Source organism: Streptomyces sp. HmicA12, assembly GCF_000373565.1.
In the GTDB taxonomy this organism is placed as follows: domain Bacteria; phylum Actinomycetota; class Actinomycetes; order Streptomycetales; family Streptomycetaceae; genus Streptomyces.
The window spans coordinates 456633-479382 of sequence record NZ_KB891820.1 but is presented as its reverse complement, the minus strand read 5'-3'; the positions used below and the strand labels follow the sequence as shown (position 1 = coordinate 479382).

Annotated in this window: 20 protein-coding genes and 1 pseudogene; 4 read left to right on the top strand and 17 right to left on the bottom strand. The window is 71.5% G+C overall.

Features of this window, described 5'->3' with window-relative positions; all coding sequences use genetic code 11:
* Positions 1-36 precede the first annotated feature (36 nt).
* From B072_RS0128485 to B072_RS0128415, 15 genes and pseudogenes are all read right to left on the bottom strand, one after another.
* Positions 37-1194 carry a dienelactone hydrolase family protein gene (locus B072_RS0128485; protein ID WP_018533367.1) on the bottom strand — a complete coding sequence of 386 codons (1158 nt, stop codon included), beginning with the start codon at positions 1192-1194 and terminating at the stop codon, positions 37-39.
* Positions 1187-2215 (bottom strand): pectinesterase family protein, encoded by a 1029-nt coding sequence (locus tag B072_RS0128480; protein WP_018533366.1) that lies wholly within the window; start codon positions 2213-2215, stop codon positions 1187-1189. The genes B072_RS0128485 and B072_RS0128480 overlap by 8 nt, the downstream gene beginning before the upstream one ends.
* On the bottom strand, positions 2215-3324 hold the full coding sequence (locus tag B072_RS0128475) for a pectinesterase family protein (RefSeq protein WP_420707583.1): 1110 nt from the start codon (positions 3322-3324) through the stop codon (positions 2215-2217). The genes B072_RS0128480 and B072_RS0128475 overlap by 1 nt, the downstream gene beginning before the upstream one ends.
* Positions 3325-3636: 312 nt before the next feature.
* Positions 3637-4947 carry a pectate lyase family protein gene (locus B072_RS0128470; protein WP_026246387.1) on the bottom strand — a complete coding sequence of 437 codons (1311 nt, stop codon included), beginning with the start codon at positions 4945-4947 and terminating at the stop codon, positions 3637-3639.
* 29 nt (positions 4948-4976) lie between these two features.
* Complete coding sequence (locus tag B072_RS0128465) at positions 4977-5822, bottom strand: rhamnogalacturonan acetylesterase (RefSeq protein ID WP_018533363.1); 846 nt, start codon at positions 5820-5822, stop codon at positions 4977-4979.
* A gap of 146 nt (positions 5823-5968) precedes the next feature.
* Entirely contained in the window at positions 5969-7315 is a 1347-nt protein-coding gene (locus B072_RS0128460; RefSeq protein WP_018533362.1) for an ABC transporter substrate-binding protein, read from the bottom strand.
* Between the two features lie 38 nt (positions 7316-7353).
* A pseudogene (locus tag B072_RS44250) lies at positions 7354-8364 on the bottom strand (pectate lyase family protein); the annotation flags it as partial.
* Positions 8365-8396: 32 nt separating this feature from the next.
* Positions 8397-9971, bottom strand: a complete 1575-nt coding sequence (locus tag B072_RS0128450) for a glycoside hydrolase 43 family protein (RefSeq protein ID WP_199791103.1) — start codon at positions 9969-9971, stop codon at positions 8397-8399.
* Positions 9968-10828 carry a PmoA family protein gene (locus B072_RS0128445; RefSeq protein WP_018533359.1) on the bottom strand — a complete coding sequence of 287 codons (861 nt, stop codon included), beginning with the start codon at positions 10826-10828 and terminating at the stop codon, positions 9968-9970. Before B072_RS0128445 ends, B072_RS0128450 begins: the two co-directional genes overlap by 4 nt.
* A complete protein-coding gene (locus B072_RS0128440; protein WP_018533358.1) occupies positions 10825-12039 on the bottom strand; it encodes a Gfo/Idh/MocA family protein in 1215 nt (404 codons plus the stop codon). Before B072_RS0128440 ends, B072_RS0128445 begins: the two co-directional genes overlap by 4 nt.
* Positions 12036-12968 (bottom strand): ABC transporter permease subunit, encoded by a 933-nt coding sequence (locus B072_RS44245; protein ID WP_018533357.1) that lies wholly within the window; start codon positions 12966-12968, stop codon positions 12036-12038. Before B072_RS44245 ends, B072_RS0128440 begins: the two co-directional genes overlap by 4 nt.
* Positions 12965-13897 (bottom strand): carbohydrate ABC transporter permease, encoded by a 933-nt coding sequence (locus B072_RS0128430; RefSeq protein WP_018533356.1) that lies wholly within the window; start codon positions 13895-13897, stop codon positions 12965-12967. The genes B072_RS44245 and B072_RS0128430 overlap by 4 nt, the downstream gene beginning before the upstream one ends.
* Positions 13898-14045: 148 nt before the next feature.
* Complete coding sequence (gene araD / locus B072_RS0128425) at positions 14046-15782, bottom strand: L-arabinonate dehydratase (protein WP_018533355.1); 1737 nt, start codon at positions 15780-15782, stop codon at positions 14046-14048.
* Complete coding sequence (locus B072_RS0128420) at positions 15779-16708, bottom strand: dihydrodipicolinate synthase family protein (protein ID WP_018533354.1); 930 nt, start codon at positions 16706-16708, stop codon at positions 15779-15781. The genes araD and B072_RS0128420 overlap by 4 nt, the downstream gene beginning before the upstream one ends.
* A complete protein-coding gene (locus B072_RS0128415) occupies positions 16705-17367 on the bottom strand; it encodes a GntR family transcriptional regulator (RefSeq protein WP_018533353.1) in 663 nt (220 codons plus the stop codon). The genes B072_RS0128420 and B072_RS0128415 overlap by 4 nt, the downstream gene beginning before the upstream one ends.
* Positions 17368-17633: 266 nt before the next feature.
* Between B072_RS0128415 and B072_RS0128410 the strand changes: the two genes are divergently transcribed.
* The 3 genes from B072_RS0128410 to B072_RS0128400 are packed head-to-tail and all read left to right on the top strand — an operon-like array spanning position 17634 to position 19538.
* Positions 17634-18839 carry an MFS transporter gene (locus B072_RS0128410; protein WP_018533352.1) on the top strand — a complete coding sequence of 402 codons (1206 nt, stop codon included), beginning with the start codon at positions 17634-17636 and terminating at the stop codon, positions 18837-18839.
* Positions 18840-18852: 13 nt separating this feature from the next.
* A complete protein-coding gene (locus B072_RS0128405; RefSeq protein ID WP_018533351.1) occupies positions 18853-19134 on the top strand; it encodes a type II toxin-antitoxin system Phd/YefM family antitoxin in 282 nt (93 codons plus the stop codon).
* Complete coding sequence (locus tag B072_RS0128400; protein WP_018533350.1) at positions 19131-19538, top strand: type II toxin-antitoxin system VapC family toxin; 408 nt, start codon at positions 19131-19133, stop codon at positions 19536-19538. Before B072_RS0128405 ends, B072_RS0128400 begins: the two co-directional genes overlap by 4 nt.
* On the opposite strand, the gene B072_RS0128395 is transcribed toward B072_RS0128400, so the two are convergent.
* Positions 19530-20702: a hypothetical protein gene (locus tag B072_RS0128395; protein ID WP_018533349.1), complete on the bottom strand. Its 1173-nt coding sequence runs from the start codon at positions 20700-20702 to the stop codon at positions 19530-19532. The two genes, B072_RS0128400 and B072_RS0128395, sit on opposite strands and share 9 nt — an antisense overlap.
* Positions 20699-21661 (bottom strand): 5-dehydro-4-deoxyglucarate dehydratase, encoded by a 963-nt coding sequence (locus tag B072_RS0128390; protein WP_018533348.1) that lies wholly within the window; start codon positions 21659-21661, stop codon positions 20699-20701. The genes B072_RS0128395 and B072_RS0128390 overlap by 4 nt, the downstream gene beginning before the upstream one ends.
* A 211-nt stretch (positions 21662-21872) precedes the next feature.
* On the opposite strand from B072_RS0128390, the gene B072_RS0128385 reads away from it, so the two are divergent.
* A complete protein-coding gene (locus B072_RS0128385) occupies positions 21873-22718 on the top strand; it encodes an NAD-dependent epimerase/dehydratase family protein (RefSeq protein WP_043244894.1) in 846 nt (281 codons plus the stop codon).
* Positions 22719-22750: the final 32 nt, after the last annotated feature.

The following is a 22750-nucleotide window of genomic DNA, read 5'->3' as shown; positions in this document are numbered from 1 at the left end:
GTCCTTTCGTCTGCAACGGACAACGGAGCGGGAGTGTTAGAGGGTGGCGTCGAGCCAGTCGAGGACCGCGTCCTGCATGGGCTCGACGAAGACATGGCCGAGCCCGGGCCAGGTCTCGGTGCGCAGCCGGTCCCCCGCCTTCCGGGAGCGCCACACCGCGCGCATCCGCGCGTACGCGGCCTCGACGCCCTCGGAGGTGAAGAGGGTGTCGTCGGCGCCGTCGAGGAAGTACATCGGGCGGGGCGCGGCGATGCTCGCGACGTCCGGGATGTCGAGATGGCGGGCGAGGCCGGGGTGGAGCATGTAGTAGGAGGACTGGCCGCGCAGCGTGTTGTTGCCCGGCACCATCATTTCCCTGAGTCCGGTCATCCAGCAGACGCTGACGGCGGCGGCGACGTGGTCGCTGAGCGCGGCGGTCTGCCAGGCGCGGTAGGCGCCCATGGAGAAGCCGACGGCGGCGACGCGGCGCGCGTCGACCCGGTCGAGGCCGGCGAGGAAGGCGGCGGCGCGGGCGTCCTCGCGTGCCGTCAGACCGGCGAGTGACGACCCGAGGTTGTAGAAGTTACTGGCCAGGGCCTGCTGCTGGTCGTAGGCGACGGGGCCGCGGTCGCCCCAGCCGTACGCGTCGAGGCAGAGGACGGCGTAGCCGCGCCGGGCGAGTTCGTCGCCGACGAAGCGTCCGGTGAAGTACTTCGCCGCCCAGGCCTCGGCGGAGGCGAGGCGCGTGTCGTCGTACCAGGGGCGGACGAACTTCTCCTTGCCGATGTCGAACTTGGCGCCGTGGTCGTGGAGCAGGAGGACGGCGGGGAAGGGGCCGGGGCCGTCCGGGGTGAGCAGCGCGCCGCGGACGCGTTCGTACCGGGTGAGGGAGAGGGTCACCAACTCCCGCCGGTAGCCGTCGCCTTGGGCGGGGCTCGCGTACTCGGGCGCGTACGGGACGTCTCGCTGGCCGTCGACGAGCAGGAGTTCCTCGACCTTGGCGCGGGCGGTGCGCCGCCACGCACCGAAGTCGCGGACCGGGGAACGCCCCCAGGCGAGCGGGAAGTCGAGCTCGTCCTTGAGGAGTTGATGGAAGTCGGGCAGGTTGCCGCCGATCGGTTCGGCGGCCGCGGCCGGTCCCGCGGCGCCCGTGACGAGTGCCGCTGCGGCGGCGCCGGTCACGAAGCGGCGGCGTCCGATCGGCGTCTCACGCATGGGGCCGCCAATCGCCGAGGTAGGTCGCGCGGGTGTGCTCGGCGGCCTGCCGCGCGGTGAGCTGCGGCCGGTTCTCGGGCACCGAAACGACCGCGCCGGGACCGGAGTTGCGGTACTCGGCGAACCGCATGCTCTGCCACGGATAGGCGTCGCGCATGTTCGTGTAGGGCGCGGCGGCGTCGATGCCCGGGCCGATCTCGGTGTCCCGTACGACGAGCGCGGGCCAGGCCGTGGTCTCGTACGAGGGGACCCACGGCCGGGCGACCTTGTACGCGGCGTCCTCGGCCCCCGAGGTGATGCGGCAGCGCGTGGCCAGGAAGCCGTACGGGTTGGCGCGGGCCGTGGCCGGGGCGAAGACCATGCCCTTGGGCGTGAAGTCGACGTCGCGCTGAAGGGTGTGGAAGCGGCAGTGCTCGAAGACGGCGCGGGCCCGCCCGAAGACGAAGTCGACGTCGCCCTCGATGTGGCAGTCCCGGTAGTACTGCCGGTCGAAGGCGTCGAGGGCGGTGGTGTCGGCGAACAGGGTGTCCTGGTGGGCGAGGAGGCGTACCCCGTCGAAGAGCGACCGGTCCCCGGTGACGTACGCGGCGACGGCCTGGGTGCCGGTGATGTCGGGGTGGTCGGCGCGCAGCCAGTCGTTGGCGAGGGTGAGGCCGCGGACGGTGAGGCCGGGTGCGGCGGAGGTGAAGGTGGCGGATCCGGCGGTGCCGTACGTGCCCGAACCGTCGGGCAGGGGCGTCCCGTTGGCGTTGTCGTAGGCGATGACGGCGTCGGAGGCACGGGCGCCGCGGGCACCGCTGATCGTCAACTCGGCAGCGGCTGCCGGCACGTTGACGACTTCCCGGTACGTGCCCGGATGGATCACGATCGTCCAGCCGGGCACTTCCACCGCGTCGACGGCGGCCTGCACGGAGTCGCCGGGACGGACGTGCAGGGTGCGCGGGTGGCGGCCCGGTGTGGCGGCGAAGGTGGTCGCGGCGAGGGCTCCCCCGGCTGCGGCGAGGAGGGTGCGGCGGCGCATCACGGCCGCACCGGCCGTGGCGTCCAGTCGCCGAGGTAGGCGGCATGTGTCGCCGACTCGGCTTCCTCGCGGGTGAGTTGGGGCCGGTTCTCGGCGACGGTGACGGCGGCGCCGGGACCCGTGTTGTGGTACTCGGCGAACCGCTGCTGCTGCCAGGGGAAGCTGTCCGACATGTTGGCGTAGGGCGCGACCGCGTCGATGCCCGTACCGAGGTGGGTCTCACGGACGACGAGGGCGGGTCTGGCGGTGGTGTCGGAGCTGGGCACCCACGGGCGGGCCAGCTTGTAGTACGCGTCGGGGGCGGTGCTCGTGATCCGGGAGCGGGTGACGAGGTGGCCGCGCGGGTTGGCGCCGGCCGTGGAGGGCGCGAAGACGAAGCCGTACGGGGCGGTGGTCAGGTCGGTGCGGTCCAGCGTGCGGAAGCGGCAGCGGTCGAAGACGGCCGTCCCCCGCCCGAAGACGAAGTCGACGTCACCCTCGGCGTAGCAGTCGCGGAAGTACTGGCGGGCGAAGGCGGTCAGGGCGGTGGTGTCGGCGTACAGGGTGTCCTGGTGTCCCAGGAACCGGCAGTCGTAGAACGCCGAGCGGTCCCCCATCACCTTCAGGGCGACGGCCTGGGTGCCGCTGATGCCGGGGTGATCGGCGCGCAGCCAGTCGTTGGCGAAGGTGACGCCCTGGGCGGTGAATCCGTCGCCGCGCAGGGTGACGGTGGCGGACCCGGTGGTGCCGTACGTGCCGGAGCCGTCCGGTTTCTGGGTGCCGGCCGCGTTGTCGTACACGACGACGGTGTCCCTCGGGTCCCCGGAGGCGCCGATCCAGGTCATGCCGGAGGCGGTCGCGGCGGTGGCGACGGTCTCGCGGTAGACGCCCGGGGCGATGACGAGGGTGTGGCCGGTGGCGGTCGCGGCGTTCACGGCGGCCTGCACCGTGGTGAAGTCGCCCCGGCCGTGCGGGTCGACGTACAGGGTGCGGTCGTCGCGGCGGCGGCCGGGTGAGCCGTAGGGCCCGAAGGGACGGTTGCCTCCGGCCAGGGCGGGGGTCGTGCTGCTCAGGGTGAGTGCGGTGGCTGCGGCGCCGGTGCTCGCGGCGATGAATCCGCGGCGGGTCATGGGCATGCCGGTGCTCCATTTCGTGTGCGGCTCTGTGCGGCTCATTGGTTCGTTCGCGGGTGTGGGCCGGTGCGGGCTTGGTCGCGCAGTTCCCCGCGCCCCTGTCGCCTTCGCGTCTGCCGGGTGCGCTTGTCCGGCGGGTGCGGGCCGGTGGGGGCGTCTCGCGCAGTTCCCCGCGCCCCTGACAGCGAGCTCCGCTCGCTTCAGGGGAAGGCTGCGCGCAGCGCATGCCTTAGGGGCGCGGGGAACTGCGCGAGACGCCCCACCGGGCCGCGGCCGGAATACGACACCGGCCCGGCAGGCGCGGACCCGTCAGCGGAGTTCGGCCGCCCCGGCGCCCCGGGCCACGATCCGGCTCACGGCCTTGGCCGGGTCCACCCGGAGCCGGAGCTCGGGCGTCCACCCGGCACCGGAACCCAGCGGAGCGGACGCGTTCGCCGCGTTGTACGCCGCGATGATGTCCGTCGGAACCCCGTTCACCACGTTCCCCTTCGCGGTGAGCGGAAAGTCGTTCCACCGGTGCAGGATCGTCCCGGCCCCGACCCCCGCGGGCAGCGTGAACGAGTTGTTCTCCGCGTACAGCTGCGACTTGAACCCGATGCCGAACGAGTAGCCGTAGTCGGCGTTCGCCACGTACGAGTTGTTGTAGGCGTCGACCTGCCCGAACCGCACCCGGGGCGCCCGCTCCACCAGGTTCTTGAAGAGGTTGTGGTGCAGAGTGACGCGCAGCTTGCCCTCGTCCGTGGCGGCCGCGCCGTCGCTGTTGCCGATCATGAACGTCTTGTCGTGGTCCTCGAAGACGTTCCACGACGCGGTGACGTAGTCGGCGCCCTTGACGACGTCCAGCTCACCGTCGTGCTGCTGGTAGATGCGGCCGTAGTACGTCGGCAGGGTGGAGTCCGGGTGGTCGCCGTCCGTGAACGTGTTGTGGTCGAGCCACACGTGCGTGGAGCCGTAGACGACCGCCGCGTCGTACTCGGAGTTCCAGTTGCCGGTGTCGCCGTCGGTCGGGTCCCACTGCGGGAAGCAGTCGAGCGGGGACTCCAGGGTGAGGCCGCGCACGATGACGTTGTCGACGCCGTTGATCTGGAGGCTGCCGCCGACGATGCCGGGCTTCTTGCCCTCGCCGACGATCGTGGTGTTGGCCGGGACATTGGCCTTGATGGCCTTGGCCTGCGACGTGGCGGACGCGGCCCGCAGGTCCTCCTGCTCGCCGCTGACCTCGTTCTCGTAACCCCAGACCGCGGGGTCGTAGTCGGCGAGGTACTGGTCGAGGTCGTAGCCGTCGGCGGCGAAGTCGTCGCAGGTGGAGCCGTCCGCGTCGAGCGTGCCCCTGACCTTGATGATCTTCGGCGCGGTGCCGCCCGCGGCGAAGGCGGCCTTCAGTTCGGCCCAGGTGGTGACGGTGTAGACGTGCGCGGCGTCGGCGCGGGCGCCGCCCGTGGTGCCGGTGGTCGCCGAGGCCCAGCCGTCACCCTTGGCGAGGGTCTGCCGGGCTGCGTCGCGTCCGTCGGACCGGCCGTGGGCCTGGGCGGTGCCGACGGTGCCCGTCACCGCGAGGACCAGGGCGGTGCACGCCACCAGGCCAGATATGACGCGACCATGACATTTCTGTGTGCTCACTGTACGCTCCTTGCGGGATCGGGCGGGGGTCAGGCGGGTGTCGTGCCGGGCAGCCAGGTGAGACGCGACTGCCAGGCGTCGGAGAGTTCGTCGATCTCGTCACCGACGCGGCGCACGTCGCGGGCCGGCAGGACCCGGGCGTGCAGCAGCTCGCGGGCGGCGAGCCGGGCCACGGCGATGGCGCCGGGCGGGTTGAAGTGCGTGTTGTCCTGCTCCGTGCCGGTCCAGTTGAAGTAGACCTTGGTCTCCTCGACGCCGAGCCGCTGCCACAGCGCGAGCGAGAGCGCCTGCAGGTCGAGCAGTGCCACGCCCTCCTCCTTCGCGAGGGCGCGCATCGCCGCCGGGTAGTCGCCGTGGGTGGGCTGGGCGTTGCCGTCGGCGTCGAACTTCCTGCGCTCGACGGAGGTGGCGAGCACCGGCCGGGCCCCCTTGGCGCGGGCGCCGTCGATGTGGAGCTTCAGATACTCCTGGTACGTCGACCAGGGCTCGGTGTAGCGCGTGGGGTCGGCGCTCTTCTCGTCGTTGTGCGCGAACTGGACCAGCAGGAAGTCGCCGGGGCGGATCGCCGCGAGGATCGCGTCGAGGCGGCCCTCGTCGACGAAGCTCTTCGAACTGCGGCCGTTGACGGCGTGGTTGGCGACCCGGATGCGGTCGGCGAGGAAGAAGGGGAGCGCCATGCCCCAGCCGGTCTCGGGTGCGGCGTCCGTGTACTTCTGGGCGGCGGTGGAGTCACCGGCGATGAACAGGGTGCGGCGGTCCACGCGGTGGGAGCGCGCGGCGGCGGGGCTCGCGACGGCCGCGGCCAGCGGAAGTGCCGCCAGCGCGGCCAGCGTTGCTCTTCGGGTGGTCGACACGACGATGTGCCGTCCTTTCATGGACTCTCGTGAACGGGTGCGCGCGTGCGCGGGTGAGGGGGCCGGCGGCGGGAGCGGTGCGTCAGGAGGCGTCCCGCAGCCGGCCCGGTCAGGGGCCGATCAGTGGTTCTCGGCGGATTGATGAGGCAACAGGCTTGCCTGTCCGGCTAGTTGGCCTGTTCCTTCCACTCGGACTGGGCCTTGTCGAGCTGGTCGGCGAGCGTGTCCAGGAAGTCCTTCGCGGACTCCTTGCCGAGCAGGACCTTCTGGAAGTCGTCCTCGTTGTCCGCCTTGGAGATGGTGTTCCAGTCGGGCAGGTAGTACGGCAGCTGCACGATCTTGGTGGAGCCGGACTCCAGGGCCTCGGCGGCGAGCTTGGTCGGCTCGGACTCCTGTACCCAGGCGTCCTTGGCGGCGGAGGTGTTGGCCGGGATCTGCTTGGCCGACTCGTTCCACTTGCTGTTCTCGGCGTGCGAGGCGGCGAACTCGATGAACTTCCAGGCGGCCTTCTTGTTCTTGCTCGCCTTGAACAGGCCGAGTCCGTCGACCGGGTTGGAGACCTGGACGCGGGTGCCGCTGTCGTCGGTCGGGTTGGGCAGGCCGCGGAACTTGGTGCCGAACGCCTTCTCGTGGTCGCCGTAGGAGCCCAGGTTGTGGCTGAGCATGCCGATGGTGCCGCTGTCGAACTGCGCGACCATCTTGGTGAAGTCGTTGTTCACGTCGGCGGACGGCGTGGCCTTCTTGAAGAGGGCGGCGTACTTCTCCAGCGCGGCGACGTTCTTGGGGTCGTTGACCGTCGACTTCTCGTTGTTCGCGTCCCAGAACGAGGTGATGCCGCTCTGCCCGTACATGACGTCGAGGGCCTGCGCGATGGAGCCCTCGCCGCCACGGATGGTGTAACCGAACTGGTTCTTCGAGGTGTTGGTGAGCTTGCCCGCGGCGTCGAAGAACTTGGTCCAGGTCGTCGGCGCGTCCAGGCCCGCCTTCTTGAACAGGTCGGTGCGGTAGTACAGGACGCCGTTGTTGGCGGACGTCGGGACGGTGTAGAGCTTGCTGCTGCCGCCCGCCGCCTTCACCGAGTCGACGAACTTGGAGTTCAGTTCGTCGCCGAGGGGGCTGGTCGCGAGCCGCTCGTCCAGCGGCTCCAGGGCGCCCTGGGCGGAGATGCCGGCGAGCATCGCGGTGCCCACGCCGCCGACGTCGGGCAGGCCGCCGCCCTGGATCGCGGTGTCGTACTTGGACTGCACGTTCTCCGCGGGGATGCCGACGTACTTGACCTTGATGTCCGGGTTCTTCTTCTCGAAGTCCTTGATGATCTCCATCCAGACGTCGCGGCGCACGGCCGTGTTGTTGTCCCAGAAGGTGATCGTGCCTCCGCCGGAGCCCTCCCCGCCCTTGTCGCCGCCGGCGTTGGAGCCGTCGTCGCCGCAGGCGGTGGCGGTGAGGGCGAGCACGGTGGTCAGGGCCACGGCGGTGCCGGTGCGGAGCGCGCCTTTGCGTATTCGGATGTTCATGATCGGCTCTCTTCTTCTGGATCCAACTAGGGTTTTCTCAGCGAGGCTTGGGGGCCGGAGAACTTCTCGACCAGGGCGGGCACGGCAGCCGCCGGGTCGAGGTGGTAGCGGTAGAGGGCGCGCGGGTCGAAGGCGTCGCCGTGGGCGTCGGTGCGGCCCGTGGTGTTCTTCAGGATCGAGCCGCGCTGCACCAGTTCGGCCGTGTCGTCGGCCTGGTAGGGGTGCCGCAGCCCGTCGTAGTAGCTGTTCTCGATGACCATCTCGGTCCGACCGCGCGACCAGTTCCCGTACGTCCATGTCGGGTCGCCGTCGTCGGGCTGCTCGGACAGGTAGTTGTTGTAGAGGTGCGCGTAGCGGCAGTTGTCCGCGGACGGGTTGCGCTGCTTGGTGTTCCTGAACCAGTTGTGGTCGATCGTGATCTTCGTGACGACGTTCGTGGTCCAGCCGATGCCGAACGTCTTGTTGTTGTTCTCGAAGCGGTTGTGGGAGACGGTGATGTAGTCGCTGTCCTTGCGGATGTCGAGCTGGCCGTCGCAGATGTTCGAGAAGCGGTTGTGGTCGATCCACACGTGGTCGGCGGTGTCCATCTGGATGCCGTCGAAGTCGGTGTCCTTGCAGTCCCAGTCGCCTTGGATCGCGGAGTCGCGGATCGTCAGGTTGCGGATGACGACGTTGCTGGTGCCGGGGTTCAAGTGGAGTTCGCCCGACACGAGTTCACCCTTCGTGCCGACGCCGACGATCGTCTTGTCGGAGGCCACGACGATGTTCGCGCCGAACGGCTCGGCCTGGATCGTCCCGGCCACGCGGATGACGTAGGGCTCGTCGGCGGCCGCGTACTTCTCCAGGTCGGCCTGGGTGGTGACGGTGACGACCCGGCCGCCCGCTCCCCCGGTGGTGCCGCCCGCGAGGGAGGCGAAACCGTGGGCACGGTCGGCGTGCGGCTGCGCCGCGTCGGCGGACGGGGCGATGGCCGTGAGGCCGAGTGCGGTGACGAGGGCCGCGAGGGCGGCCGGTGCTCTGTGGCGCTTGCTGCTGTGCTGGAGGTGCATCGTCGCGGCTCCCAACAGGCGTGCGGGGCAGATCAGTCGGCGTTCGGGTCGGTGATGCGGAAGTGCGTGAAGAGGGCGGTCCCGGCGGGTCCCGTACCGCCGGGAACCGCCCCGTCGGGGGCCGCGGCGAACAGGCCGAGCAGTGCTCCGACCCAGCGCCACGGCAGTGCGGCGAAGACCTGGCCCGAGGGCCGGAAGCCGTCGCCGGTGTCGACGGAGAAGCGGCAGCGCGCCCCGTCGGAGATGTCGATGCGCAGCCGCGCCGTCCCGGTGGGCGCCTCGCGCGGGTGGGCCGCGTCGCGCTCGGCCTCGGCGGTCGGGCCCTCGACGAAGCGGTGCACGACGTGTGCCGTGCCGTCCGCGGCACGCTCCAGGCCGATCCAGGAGTAGGCGTCGCCGAGGACCGCAAGTCCCGCACGGGCGCCGGGCGTTGTGCTGGTGAGCTGGAGGTCGGTCTCGACGCGTGAGGGCGGCAGCGGCAGGCGCTGGGTGAGCAGGTGCGGGACGCGGCGCAGGTCGCGGACCCCGTCGGCGGAGCGTACGCAGGTGAGCCGGAGCCCGTCCCCGGCGTGCGACGTCGCCCATCCGTCGCGGGGGTTGGCGGTCCACTGCCACTGCCGCCCGTAGCGGCCGCCGGGGAAGTCGTCGTCGGTGGCGGGCGCGGCGACCGGCTGCGGGGGCAGGTCCGGCTTCCGGTGTACGTGGACGGGGACGCCCGGAGCGTTCGCGTCGCCGAGCACCGGCCAGCCCTGGGCGTCCCAGCGCATCGGCTGGAGATGGACGACGCGTCCGTACGGGCCGCGCTGCTGGAAGTGCAGGAACCAGTCCTCGCCCGTCGCCGTGTGCACCCAGCCGCCCTGGTGGGGGCCGTTGACGCCGGTGTCGCCCTGTTCGAGCACGACGCGCTCCTCGTAGGGGCCGAAGAAGGAGCGGGAGCGGAACGCGCCCTGCCAGCCGGTCTCGACGCCGCCGGCCGGGGCGAGGATCCAGTACCAGCCGTCCCGCCGGTACAGCTTCGGGCCCTCGACGGTGAACCAGCCGGGGATCGTGTCCCCGTCGATCAACAGGGTTCCCTCGTCGAGGAGTTCGGTGGCGTCGGCGCTCATCCGGTGGCCGGTGAGCCGGTTCTTGATGCCGGCCCGCGACTTGGCGTAGGCGTGCACGAGGAACGCCTCGCCGGTCTCCTCGTCCCACAGCGGGCAGGCGTCGATCAGGCCCTTGCCCGCCTTGAGGAGGTGCGGCTTGGTCCAAGGTCCCCTGATGGAGGGGGAGTTGATCTGGTGGACGCCGTGGTCGGGGTCGCCCCAGAAGATCCAGAAGCGGCCGTCGTGGTGCCGGATCGAGGGCGCCCACACGCCGCAGTCGTGGCGCGGCGTCGTGAACGCCTCGGTGGGTTCGAGGCGGTCGAGGGCGTGCCCGATCAGGGTCCAGTTGACGAGGTCGCGGGAGTGCAGCAGGGGCAGCCCCGGCACCCGGCCGAAGCTGGAGGCGGTGAGGTAGAAGTCGTCGCCGACCCGGCACACGTCGGGGTCGGACCAGTCGGCGGCGAGGACGGGATTGCGGTACATGCCGTCCCCCGGGTCGCCGGTGCGGGCCACCGGGCTCATGCCGACACCGCCTTTCTGACCAGGGAGGAAGCCCGCTTGCGGTCGAGCGGGCCGTCGGCGACGACCGTGACGACACGGCGTACGGCGGTGTCGCCGGGACCGATCGCGAGGCGTTCCCGGGAGGCGAGCGAGGAGCCGACGCCCGGGTACTCGCGGGTGCGCACGAACCACGGGTCGCGGCGGGTCTCGGCGGTGGCTCCGGCGAAGACGAGGGTCCAGCCGTCGCCCGCCAGGGCGAGCCAGTCGGCGGGGCGTCCGTGCACGGCGTCCTCGCCCTCGTCGTCGGCGGTGAAGACGGCGGGCGGGGCGGCCTGCTTGGGGGCCCGCCAGAAGAAGCCCCCGTAGGCGGCGCCGGGGCGGCCGTTGGTGGCGGGGCTGCCCAGCGTGACGGCCTCGCCCGCGGGGTTGCTGAGCGCGAAGGTGACGTCCAACGCCCAAGCCTCGTCGCCGAGTTGTGTCACGGCGACGGTGCGGCGCTCGCGCAGCAGCAGGCCGTCGTCCGCGATCCACTCCAGGTCCTCGACGAACCCGTCCGGGTCGCACAGCTTGAACTCGCGGTGCCGCTGCTCGCCGTGGTTGTCGAGCTCGGTCGGCCCCTGGTCGCGTACGTAGGTGCGCCCGCCCCAGAAGTTGCGCCCCTCCACGTCGGGCACGGCGACGCTGACGCCGAGGTGGTGCAGATGGTCGACGGGGGCGAACTCGGTGACGGGGGCGCCGCCGAGGGTGGTGACCGGGTGCAGGAACGGGCGCGGGGAGAAGCGGCGGGCCCGCTCGCCGAGGTCGGCGCCCAGCGCGTAGCGGGCGACGGGACGGCCCGCGCAGTGCAGGGTCACGGGGGTGGTGGCGAGGCGGTTCACGTGGCGGCCTCCTGTCCTTGCCTCGCCCAGGACGCGCCGAGCTCGGCATAGCCGGTGAGGGTGTCGGCGCTCGCGGCGACGAGTCCGTCGACGCCGTGCACGACGCGGCGCCGCACCCCGTCGCCGCCACCTGCGGGCAGGCTGCTCCACGCGTCGGCGGGCAGCGCGACCGGCTCGGGGGCGAGTCGAATCGCTTCGACGACGCGCATGAACGCGCCGGCCGAGGCGGGGGTGACGATGAGTCGCGTGGCGCCGGACGGGTCGGTGAGGTGGTCGACGAGGTTCTCCAGGAGGTCCGTGCGCCCGTGCACGCTCTCCTCGGGCCCGTGGTCGGCGCGCTGCACGAGGACGCGGTCCTGCTTGTACCAGAAGGTGATCCGGCCGCGGCTGCCGTGCACGACGACGTACGGCTCGTCGGGGCGCTCCGCGCACAGGGTCGCGGCGACGGTGACGCGCGAGCCGGTGCGGGTGGTCAGTTCGAGGTACGAGGTGTCGTCGGCCTCGATGGCGTTGGCGCGGAAGAGTTCGGTGCGGATGCCGGTGAGGTCGTCGGCGCCGGTCGCGCCGTCGAGGGCGAGGCCGGTGGCGACGGCGTGCGCGAGGGGGTTGGTGAGGACGCCGTCGACGACGTCGACCGTGCCGCCGCGGCCGTCGGGCAGACGGCGGTGCCCCGCCCAGGGGGCGCGCCGGAAGTAGGCCTCGTCGCGGGCCCAGGCTCCGGCGGCGCCGATGCCGAGGAGGTCGCCGATGAGTCCGTCCCGCACGAGGTCCCGTACATGGGACACGGCGTGCGAGCCGAGCGACTGGAACCCGACCTGGCAGGCGATGCCCGCCTCGGCCACCCCGGCCGCCATCCGCTCGTACTCCGCGTACGACGGCGCGGGCGGCTTCTCCAGGAGGAGGTGCACGCCCCGCGCGGCCGCGGTGAGCGCCAGGTCCGTGTGGGTCGGGATCGGGGTGCAGACGATCGCGACCCGGGCGCCCGTACGGTCGAGCAGCTCACCGAAGTCGGCGGACTGCGCGACGTCGGTGAACCCGGCGAGCTCCGCCTCGTCCAGCGGCTTCAGCTCGCACACCCCGGCGAGCGTGACGCGGCCCGCGTCGGCCAGGCGCCGGATGTTGTTCAGGTGCCAGCGGCCGTGCCCGCGCGCGCCCGCGAGGACGACGGGGACGGGCCCTTCGGGGAGCGCTCGTGCGCGTACGGCACTCATCCCTTCACCGCCCCGGCGCTGAAGCCCGTGACGAGCCACTTCTGGATGAAGGCGAAGACGATGACGACGGGCAGCGCGGCCACGACACCGCCGGCGGCGAGCGCGCCCAGGTCGACCGAGTCGGCGCCCATGAGGGTCGCGAGGCCGACCGGGATCGTCTGCTTGCCCTGGTCGGAGAGGAACATCAGGGCGAACAGGAAGTGGTTCCAGCTGTGCACGAAGGCGAAGGAGCCCACCGCGATCAGGCCGGGCCGCAGCAGCGGCAGGACGACAGCGCAGAAGGCGCGGAAGCGTCCGCAGCCGTCGACCCAGGCGGCCTCCTCCAGGGAGGGCGGCACGTTCTTGATGAAGCCGCTGATCAGGATCATCGTCAGCGGCAGCTGGAAGACCGTCTCGGCGATGATGACGCTGCCCAGCGAGTTGATCATCTGCAGGTTGGCGAAGATCTCGAAGAGCGGGACCAGCATCAGCGCGCCCGGGATGAACTGCGAGCAGAGCAGCGCCAGCATGAACGCGCGCTTGACCTTGAAGTTGAACCGGGCGAGCGCGTACCCGCCGGCCAGCGCGACGACCGTCGTCATGAACATCGAGGCGACGCCGACGAGCAGGCTGTTCTGGAAGAAGGTGGCGAAGGCCCGCTCGTTCCACACCTTGTCGAAGTGGTCGAAGGTGAGCGGCCACGGCACGAGCGAGGTGGAGCCGGTGGGGCGGAACGCGAACAGCAGCATCCAGTAGAACGGGATGAGCGTGAACAACAGGTACACGCCGAGCGGTACGTAGATCTGCCAGCGCGGGACGTCCTCCCAGGAGCTGCCCGCCTTGGACGGCTTGATGTCGAGGCGGTGCCGGTTCCGGTGGCGGCGGGTGTCCGGCGGCGCGGGTGCGGTGGTGCCCACCGTGTCGGTCGGCCGGGCTTCCTTGACGGTCACTTGTCCTCGCCCCCGAACTTGCTCAGGCGGAGATAGATCATCGAGCAGAACAGGAGGATCACGAAGGCGATGGACGTCAGCGCGGACGCGTAGCCGAAGTCGTGCGAGTCGACGGCGATGGAGGCGATGCGCAGCGGCAGGGTGGTCGTCTCACCCGCGGGTCCGCCACCGGTGAGGGTGTAGAGCAGGTCCACGTTGTTGAACTCCCACACCGCGCGCAGCAGCGTGGAGAGAATGATCGCGTCCTTCAGGTGCGGCAGCGTGATGTGGAAGAACTGCCGCAGCCGGCTCGCGCCGTCGACCTCGGCGGCCTCGTACAGGTCCTTCGAGACGGACTGCAGGTCGGCGAGGATGAGGATCGCGAAGAAGGGGACGCCGCGCCAGAGTTCGGCGGTGACGACGGCCGGGAAGACCGTCGCGGTGTCCGACAGCCACGACGTGCCGTACGAGCCGATCCCGGCGTCGGCGAGGTACCGCGTGATGCCCGTCTGGGAGTTGTAGAGCAGCATCCACACCGCGGAGGTGAGCACGCCGGACACGGCCCAGGGCGAGAAGACGAGGGCGCGGGCGAGGCCGCGGCCGACGAACGTCTGGTTCACGACGAGTGCGAGCCCGAGTCCGAGCAGCAGCTGCAGGACGACCTGCACCACGACCCACTGGAGGCTGAAGCCCAGCGTCGTCCAGAAGTCCGGGTCCTTGGTGAACGCGGTGACGAAGTTGTCGAAGCCCGCGAAGCCGTTGCGCCATGGCTTGGTGGGGTTGTAGTTCTGCAGGCTGTAGTAGAAGACGCTGATGACGGGGTACGCGATGAAGCCCAGCATCAGCAGGCCCGCGGGCGCGATCAGCAGGTACGGCAGCCTGCGCGGGGTGGCTGACTTCCGGCGGCGCCGGGACGGCGGGGCTTGGGCCACGGCTGCGGCTTGGGCCATGACGGGACTCCGATCTCGGTGGCTCAGGTGCGGTGCTGATGAAGTGCTTCACCCGCGAGGGGTCGTCACCGGCTGAGGTGCTGAAGCGCTTCGCAGACAGGGTTCGGTAGGTCGATCATGTGGAGCCGGGTCCCGCACGGCGGCGGGCTCAGCTCGCGTACGGATCCGGCACCTTGCCCGGCCTGGCCAGGAAGGCGAAGTCGCAGCCGGTGTCGGCCTGCGTGATCTGCTCGTTGTAGAGCGCCCCGTACCCGCGCTCGTACCGCTCGGGCGGCGCGCTCCACTCGCCCCGGCGGCGTGCCAACTCGTCTTCTTCTACGTTGAGTTGCAGGACCCGGGCGGTGACGTCGAGGGTGATGCTGTCCCCGGTGCGGACCAGGGCGAGCGGCCCGCCGATGTACGACTCGGGGGCCACGTGCAGTACGCACGCCCCGTAACTGGTGCCGCTCATCCGGGCGTCGGAGATCCGCACCATGTCCCGTACTCCCTGCTTGAGCAGGTGGTCGGGGATGGGCAGCATGCCGTACTCGGGCATGCCGGGCCCGCCCTTGGGGCCGGCGTTGCGGAGCACCAGGACGCTGTCCGCGGTGATGCCCAGCTCCGGTTCGTTGATGGTGCGTTGCATGGTCTTGTAGTCGTCGAAGACGACCGCGGGACCGGTGTGCTTGAGCAGGTGCGGCTCGGCGGAGATGTGCTTGATGACGGCGCCGTCGGGGCAGAGGTTGCCGCGCAGGACGGCGACGCCGCCCTCGGGCGCGACGGGGTTCTCGCGGGTGCGGATGACGGCGTCGTCGTGCACGACTGCGCCGTCGAGCTGCTCGCCCAACGTGCCGTTCACCGTGGGCCGTTCGAGGTGCAGCAGGTCGGTGATCCGGGAGAGGAAGGCGGGCAGGCCACCGGCGAAGTAGAAGTCCTCCATGAGGTACGTCTGTCCGCCGGGCCGCACGTTCGCGAGCACCGGCACGGTGCGCGCGATGCGGTCGAAGTCGTCGAGGGTGAGCGGGATCCCGGCGCGTCCGGCCATCGCGATCAGGTGGATGACGGCGTTGGTGGAGCCGCCGAGCCCGAGCACGGTGGTGACGGCGTCGTCGAAGGCCTCGCGGGTGAGGATCTCGGACGGCTTGAGCGCGGTCCACGCGAGCTCGACGGCGCGGCGCCCGGAGGCGGCGGCCATCCGCTCGTGCGCGGAGTCCACGGCCGGGATCGAGGAGGCGCCGGGCAGTGTCATGCCGAGGGCCTCGGCCGCCGCGGTCATGGTGGAGGCGGTGCCCATGGTCATGCAGTGCCCGGGGGATCTCGCCAGCCCGCCCTGGAGTTCGCGCAGTTCGCAGTCGGTCAGGTTGCCGGCGCGGTGCTCGTCCCAGTACTTCCACATGTCGGTGCCGGAGCCGAGGGTCTCGCCGCGCCAGTGTCCCGGAAGCATCGGCCCGGCGGGCACGAAGAGGGACGGGACGTCGGCGGACGTGGCGCCCATGAGCAGCGCCGGGGTGGACTTGTCGCAGCCGCCGAGCAGCACCGCCGAGTCGATCGGGTAGGAGCGGAGCAGTTCCTCCGTCTCCATGGCGAGGAGGTTGCGGTACAGCATCGGGGTCGGCTTCTGGTACGTCTCCGAGAGCGTGGAGACGGGGAACTCCAGCGGGAAGCCGCCGGCCTGCCACACGCCCCGCTTGACGGCCTCGGCACGCTCCCGCAGGTGCACGTGGCAGGGGTTGATGTCGGACCAGGTGTTGAGGATCGCGACGACCGGGCGGCCCCGGTACTCCTCGGCCTCGTAACCGAGTTGGCGCATCCGGGCGTTGTGCGACCAGGTGCGCAGGGCGCCCTCGGTGCCGTACCACTGGTGGGAGCGCAGCCGCTCCGGGTTCAGTCTCTCGCGGGCGGTCATATGGACCACCCCGCCGCGATCTCGGCCACCTCGGCGCGCTCCGCCCGCGGCAACTCCTGGCTGGGCGGCCGGACTTCGCGACGGCACAGGCCGAGCGAGGCGAGGGCCTCCTTGACGACGGAGACGTTGTTGGCGGAGGCGTCGGCGCCGCGCAGCTCCTCGAAGCGGCGAATCTGCTCCCAGACCTTCATCGCGGCCGGGTAGTCGCTTGATCGAAGCGCTTCGATCATGGACAGCGAAACGCTCGGGGCGACGTTCACGAGCCCGGAGGTGAAGCCGGTGGCGCCCGCCGAGAAATAGGAGGGCGCGTACGGCTCGGCGAGCCCGGCCACCCACACGAACCGGTCGAGGCCGGCGTCGCGGGCGAAGGCGGCGAAGCGCGCGGCGTCCGGGACGGCGTACTTGACGCCGATCACGTTCGGGCAGTCCGCGCCGAGCTCGGCGAGCCGGGCGCCGGACAGGGAGGCGTTCTTGATGTAGGGGACGACGCCGAGCTCGGGCACGGCGTCGGCGATGGCACGGTGGTAGTCGACCCAGCCGCCCTCGGAGACGTACGGGTGGACCGGCTGATGCACCATCACCATGTGGGCGCCGTGCTCGCGGGCGTGCCGGGCGGTCCCGATCGCGGTCGGCAGGTCGTGCCCGACGCCGGCCAGGACGACGGCCGGCGGGCCCGTGGTGTTCCGGGCCTCGTCGAGGGTCCACTCGGTGACCAGGCGGCGCTCGTCGGGGGTCAGGGCGTAGAACTCGCCGGTGTTCCCGTTCGGGGTGAGCGTGCGCACGCCGCCGTCGAGCAGCCGCCGCAGCAGGGCCCGGTGGGCCGGCTCGTCGACGGAGCCGTCCGCGGCGAACGGCGTCACCGGGATCGCGACCACGTCGGCGAGCGCGGCCCGCTGGGTCTCGAACGAAGCCTTCGGCGCTGTCATGAGTGCTGCTCACCCTCTTCTTCCCGGGCCTCGGGGAAGGCCCGCTCCACGAACGACGCGATGTGGTCGCGCAGCGCGCGTGAGGCGCCCTGCGCGTCTCCGGCGAGCGCGAGCTCCAGAATCTCCCGGTGCTCGGCGGCCTCCCGCTCCCACGACGGGTCGGCGGCCCAGGCCACCGCGGAGACCAGAGCGGCCTGGTCGCGCACCTCGTCGAGCATCTTGCCGAGCAGCGGGTTGCCGCACGGGACGTAGAGGGCCCGGTGGAACTCCCGGTTGGCGAGGGAGCGTTGGGCAGTGTCGGCGGCGGTGTCGGCGGACCGCAGGGCGTCGCGGGCGGCGTCGAGCGAGGCGCGGCGCTGCACGGTGCGGCGCAGGGCCTCGGGTTCGAGGAGCAGGCGCACGTCGTAGACCTCGCGGGCCATGTCCGCGTCCACCATGCGCACCGTGACGCCCTTGTACTGGCTCATCACGACGAGCCCGGTCCCGGCCAGCGTCTTGAGCGCCTCGCGCACCGGGGTCTTGGAGACCCCGAACTGCGCGGCCAGGTCGGTCTCGACCAGGGCCTGTCCGGGTCTCAGCTGTCCGGTCAGGATGCGGCGCTTGATCTCCTCCAGGACGTACTGGGTACGGGAGGGGATCGGGGTGGGCACAGAGGTCATGCGCGCCTCTCGGTCTGTTCCGGCCTGAAGCCGTGAAGCCACTGGCGTGTATCGCGTCTGGTGTCTGGTGTCTGACGTATCTCGTATCGCGTCTCATATATGACGTACGAAGTACGACGCGTTGAAGGTAGAAGCACGCGGATGTTTCGTCAACGCTTCCGACAAAAGAAGTCCGTTGCCCCACACACGAGTTGACCGTGACGCATCGCGAATTAGGGCAGGTGCCCGATCCCGGCCCCGGGGCCTTAGCCGCAGGCTGAGCGCCCATGACGACCGCTGCCCCCAGGGCCCCGCTCCCCCGCGTCCTCGCCGATCCGGCCGCCTCCCGCTCCCTCCTCGCCGTGCTCGTCTCCGGCTTCGGCACCAGCGCGCTGTGGCTGGTGGCCGGGGTCTGGACGAAGGACCTGACCGGCTCCGACAGCCTGGCGGCGCTGTGCGTGCTCGCGCTGTGGGCGCCGACGCTGATCGGCCCGTGGCTGGGCGCGGTCGCCGACCGGGGGCGTCGCAGGATCGTCCTCGTCTCGGCGAACCTGGCCCTCGCCGTCCTCCTGCTCACCCTGTTCGCGGTCGACGGCCGGGACCGGGTGTGGATCCTCCTCACGGTTCTGGTCCTGTACGGGGCGTGCGGCGTGGTCACGGACGCGGCGGAGTCGGCGTACCTCGCGGGCGCCGTCCCCCAGGACGTGCTCGGTGACCTGGGCGGCCTGCGGATGTCCGTGAACGAGGGCATGAAGATCCTCGCGCCGCTCGCGGGGGCCGCTCTCTACGCGGCGTGGGGCGGGCCCCTGGTGGCGCTCCTGGACGCGGTGACGTTCGCCCTCGCGGCGGGCCTGTTCGCGACGCTGCCGGCCGACCGGGACGCACCCGCGGCACACCGGGAACGCCGCCGGGCCCTCGACGGCGTAAGGGAGTTGTGGCAGGACGCCCCGCTGCGCCGGCTCGTCCTGGCAGGGGGCGCGGCCATGTTCCTGTCGGGGATCGCCGCCGGGTCGGTCTTCGCGGTCGTCGAGACGCTGGGGCACGCCCCGTCGTACACGGGCGTCCTGTACGCGGTCCAGGGCGCGGGCTCGGTGGTCGCCGGGCTGCTGACGGGCGCGCTGCTGCGGCGGCTCGGCCCGCACCGGTTCGCCGCGTGCGGCATCGCCCTGTTCGCGCTCGGCGTGGCGGCGCGGGCGGTACCCCTCGACGCGGCGGCCCTGGCGAGCAGCGCGGCGATCGGCCTCGGTCTGCCGTGCCCGCTGGTGGCGGCCCTGACGACGGTGCAGCGCAGGACGCCCCACGCGCTGCTCGGCCGGGTGACGGCGGCGGCGCACACCGTCCTGTTCACCCCGACCGCGGTGGCCCTCGGGGTCGGGGCGGGCCTGGTGGGGGTGGCGCCGCCCGCGGTGCTGTTGCCGGTGGTGGGCGCGGCGGGGCTGGTCGTGGCCGCACTGACGCGTGGACTGACACGTGGACGTAACTACATGACGTAGGTGCATTTGGGCCATGAAGACCATCGGCCTCCGCGAGCTCAACCAGAATCCCTCCAAAGCCGTGGCATTGGTGCGCTCCGGCATTCCGATACTGGTCACCGACCGCGGCCGGCCCGTACTCCGCATGGTGCCCGAGACCGAAGCGCCCAGCGTGCTGCAGCGGATGCTGAAGTCCGGCGACGCCCAGCCCCCCGCCGAGCAGGGCATGCCCGAGCTGATCCCCGACCTCGCCCCCGATCTGCCCAGCCTCTCCGAGCTGCTCCACACCGAGCGCGACAAGGAGCGCCGCCGGTGATCCATCTCGACGCATGCGCCCTGCTGAAGTTCATCAAGCCGGAGCGGGAGTCGGACGCCCTGCGGGCCTGGCGCACGGGCCTGCCCACCGGCACCGAGTTGGTCACGAGCGAGCTGGCCCGGCTCGAGATCACCCGTACCCTGCACCGGGCGGGAGTCGATCACCAGCGCGTCCCGTACTACGTCGGCCAGGCCGTTCGCGGCGTGTATCAGATCGATCTGACCAGCACCGTGCTGAGCCGGGCCATGGCGTACCGGACACCACGCCTCGGCTCCCTGGACGCCGTCCATCTGGCGAGTGCCGACCCGTTCCGCACGGACCTGACCGCGTTCGTCACGTACGAGCTGGAGTTGACCAAGGCGGCCGAGGAGCTCGGCTTCCCCGTCACCGCACCCTCACAGTGACGCCAGCGCCCCCGTGACCCGGTCGAGGTCCGCGTCCGACGCGAGCCCCGCGTGGTACAGCCGCAGCTCGTTCGCGCCCAGGTCGCGCGCGGCCCGCGCGTCCGTGAGCAACGTCTGCGGGCTGCCGCCCATGCCGCGTACGACGGTGAGGTTCGCGGCGACGACTCCCGTGCCCCGCGCGGAGACCTGCTCCGCGAACGGGGTCACGAGCCCCGCGCCACCGGTGCACGGCACGACGACGCCGTCGGCGACGGAGAGGATGTGCGCGGGGTCGACGCCGGCGTTCGCACCGCAGTGGTGGGAGACGGGGTCGGCGTGCAGCAGGACCTGGAAGCCGGCGGGCGCCGCTGCCCGTACCGCCGCGACGGCCGCCTCCTGGAGACCGCGGGCGGTCGCGTCGCGGTAGGCGCGCGTGGCGGTCGCCGTCTCCGCGCCGAGCAGCTTCTCGACCGTGGCCCACCCGTCGTCGGCCGCCTCGCCGCGCCATACGGGTTCCAGGGCGGCCCGCACGGAGAGGCTCAACTCCTCGGCGTCCAGGCCGTGTTGTGCGTACCCCTCGCGGCACGCCGGGCAGAAGCAGAGCGACATCAGGTACTGCCCGGCCTCGCCGAGGCCGACGCCGCCGGTCTTGTCGTGGGCGTGCAGGTGCGCGAGGCCGTACCAGCCGAGCGATTCGAGTTCGGTGCCGTGCGCGCCGGGCCGGGTGGCGGCCTCCGCCGCGAGGTCCACCAGGTAGGCGCGCGTGGCGGGTTGGGCGATGCAGGGCGCCCATGGGTAGCGGTCGCCGTACGCGTTGACGACCGAGGTGTCCGGATGTTCCGCGCCCATGCGGGAGTTGTGGGCGAGGACGACCCAGGTGTGCACCTCCAGGCCCGCGTCGGTGAGCGCGGCGGCGGCCTCTGCGTAGGCGTCGCCCGGGGCCCAGTCACCGGCCGCGTACGGGCGCAACTCGCTTCCCTGCCAACGCTGTTCGTCGACGGGGTAGAGGACGGCGGCGTGCTCGGCGGTGACGATCCGGTGGCGCGGGTGGCGCGGGGTGAGGGCCCGGGTGGAGTGGTAGGCGGCGGCGAGGGTGACCTGCTGGACGCCGAGGTCCGCGACGCGGCGCGCGGCGTCCGGGTCGCCGACGACGTCCCAGGGGTAGACGAAGGCGGAGGTCTTCACGCGGTCGTTTCCTCTCCGGCGGCCTTCTCCAGCAACTCCTGTGCCCGCTCGACGAGTTCGGCGAGCTGCTTGACGTGCTCCTCGGTCGGCTCGTGCAGCGGCGGCCGCACCTCGCCGACGTCGAGTCCGCGCAACCGTACCCCGGCCTTCACCAGCGAGACCGCGTACCCCCGCCCCTGGTTGCGCAGTTCGACCAGCGGCCGGTAGAAGCCGTCGAGGAGCAGGTTCGCCGTGGCGTCGTCCCCCGTGGCGACGGCCTTGTGGAAGGCCTGCGCGATGTCGGGCGCGAAGCAGAACACGGCGGAGGAGTAGAGGGTGATGCCGATGCCGCGGTAGGCCAGCATGGTGAGTTCGGCGGTGGGCAGCCCGTTGAAGTAGAGGAAGCCGTCGCCCGCCCCGCTGCCGCGCACCGCGCTCACGGTCCGCTGCATCAGATCGAGGTCGCCGAGTCCGTCCTTGAGGCCGATGACCTTCGGGTGGCGGGCGAGTTCGACGACGGTCTCCGGGGTGAACACGGCGTTGTCGCGCTGGTACACGATGATGTCCAGGGACGTCGCGTCGGCCAGGTCCGTGTAGTGCCGCAGCAGGCCCTCCTGCCCGGCGACGACGAGATAGGGCGGCATCGCCAACAGGCCGTCGGCGCCCGCCCGTTCGGCGGCGCGCGCGTACTGGACCGCCAGCGCGGTGCCGTAGCCGGCGCCCGCGATCACCGGCACCCGCCCGCCGGTCGCCTCGACCGCGGCGGCGACACACGCCTCGAACTCCTCGGGCGCGAGCGCGTGGAACTCGCCGGTGCCGCAGCAGGCGAACACGGCGGCGGCCCCGGCCTCGACGCCGCGCCGCACATGGGTGCGGTAGGTGTCGAGATCCACGGCACCGTCGGGCCCGTACGCGGTGACCGGGAAGAACAGCGGCCCACTCGGGACACTGAGTCGAGCGGCGAGGGCGGCTGAGGTCACGGGCTCTCCCTGATCATCTGCACACATGCACACGTGCATGTTTCTGATCCGCGTCTATATTTCTGAACGAGCTCACCGTAAGCCGCCCCAAAGGGGACGGTCAAGCACTCGAACTCGGTTGCGGCGACGTACCCTTGACTGCGCTCCACCACCTCCTTAGCGTGTCCACGAATGTGAATACGGCTCACGCATGGACACGGAGATCACGCGCATGTCAGTTCCTTCCGGGCCCCGCACGATTCTGCTCACCGGCGCGGCCGGCGGACTCGGCACCCTGATGCGGGAACTGTTGCCGCAGCACGGTTACGAGCTGCGCCTGCTGGACGTCCGCCCCGTCAAGGACGCGCCGGACGCGATCGTCGCGGACCTGAACGACACCGAGGCGCTGCGCAAGGCGGTCCGCGGCGTCGACGGTGTGCTGCACCTCGCGGGCATCTCCCTGGAGTCCACCTTCGACAAGATCCTCGAGTCGAACATCCGGGGCACGCAGCGCCTGTACGAGGCGGTGCGCGAGGAGGCCGAGAACCGCGCCGACGGCACGGCGCCCCGGATCGTCTTCGCCTCCTCCAACCACGCGATCGGCTACACGCCGCGCCCGCGCACCGAGGACGGCGACGCCCTCGTCCCCGTGGAGACGCTCCGCCGCCCCGACACCTTCTACGGCCTGTCCAAGTCGTTCGGCGAGGACCTCGCCCAGTTCTACTTCGACCAGTACGGCGTCGAGACGGTCTCGGTCCGCATCGGCTCCTGCTTCAAGGAGCCCACGGACGTCCGCATGATGTCGGTCTGGATGAGCCCCGCCGACGGCGCCCGGCTCTTCCACGCGGCCCTGTCCGCGAAGGACGTCGGCCACACCGTCGTCTACGGCTCCTCGGCGAACACCCGTGTCTGGTGGGACCTGTCGAGCGCCCGCGCCCTCGGCTACGAGCCGCAGGACGACTCGGAGGTGTACGCGGAGAGGCTGCTGGCCGAGTTCGGCCCGCTGTCCGAGGACAACCCGGCGCACCTGTACATGGGTGGCCGCTTCATCAACGACCCGCCGATCTGGCCGTACTGACCCGCCTCCGGCCCCGGCGCCGCGCCCTTGTC

Excerpts from the sequence above, each read along its gene's own strand:
- B072_RS0128450 (WP_199791103.1), bottom strand. The coding sequence starts at position 9,971 with ATGAGCCCGGTGGCCCGCACCGGCGACCCGGGGGACGGCATGTACCGC.
- B072_RS0128415 (WP_018533353.1), bottom strand. The coding sequence starts at position 17,367 with ATGACCTCTGTGCCCACCCCGATCCCCTCCCGTACCCAGTACGTCCTG.
- araD (WP_018533355.1), bottom strand. The coding sequence starts at position 15,782 with ATGACCGCCCGCGAGAGACTGAACCCGGAGCGGCTGCGCTCCCACCAG.
- B072_RS0128475 (WP_420707583.1), bottom strand. The coding sequence starts at position 3,324 with ATGACCCGCCGCGGATTCATCGCCGCGAGCACCGGCGCCGCAGCCACC.
- B072_RS0128430 (WP_018533356.1), bottom strand. The coding sequence starts at position 13,897 with ATGGCCCAAGCCGCAGCCGTGGCCCAAGCCCCGCCGTCCCGGCGCCGC.
- B072_RS0128385 (WP_043244894.1), top strand. The coding sequence starts at position 21,873 with ATGTCAGTTCCTTCCGGGCCCCGCACGATTCTGCTCACCGGCGCGGCC.
- B072_RS0128440 (WP_018533358.1), bottom strand. The coding sequence starts at position 12,039 with ATGAGTGCCGTACGCGCACGAGCGCTCCCCGAAGGGCCCGTCCCCGTC.
- B072_RS0128420 (WP_018533354.1), bottom strand. The coding sequence starts at position 16,708 with ATGACAGCGCCGAAGGCTTCGTTCGAGACCCAGCGGGCCGCGCTCGCC.
- B072_RS0128485 (WP_018533367.1), bottom strand. The coding sequence starts at position 1,194 with ATGCGTGAGACGCCGATCGGACGCCGCCGCTTCGTGACCGGCGCCGCC.
- B072_RS0128410 (WP_018533352.1), top strand. The coding sequence starts at position 17,634 with ATGACGACCGCTGCCCCCAGGGCCCCGCTCCCCCGCGTCCTCGCCGAT.
- B072_RS0128460 (WP_018533362.1), bottom strand. The coding sequence starts at position 7,315 with ATGAACATCCGAATACGCAAAGGCGCGCTCCGCACCGGCACCGCCGTG.
- B072_RS0128465 (WP_018533363.1), bottom strand. The coding sequence starts at position 5,822 with ATGAAAGGACGGCACATCGTCGTGTCGACCACCCGAAGAGCAACGCTG.
- B072_RS0128405 (WP_018533351.1), top strand. The coding sequence starts at position 18,853 with ATGAAGACCATCGGCCTCCGCGAGCTCAACCAGAATCCCTCCAAAGCC.
- B072_RS0128480 (WP_018533366.1), bottom strand. The coding sequence starts at position 2,215 with ATGCGCCGCCGCACCCTCCTCGCCGCAGCCGGGGGAGCCCTCGCCGCG.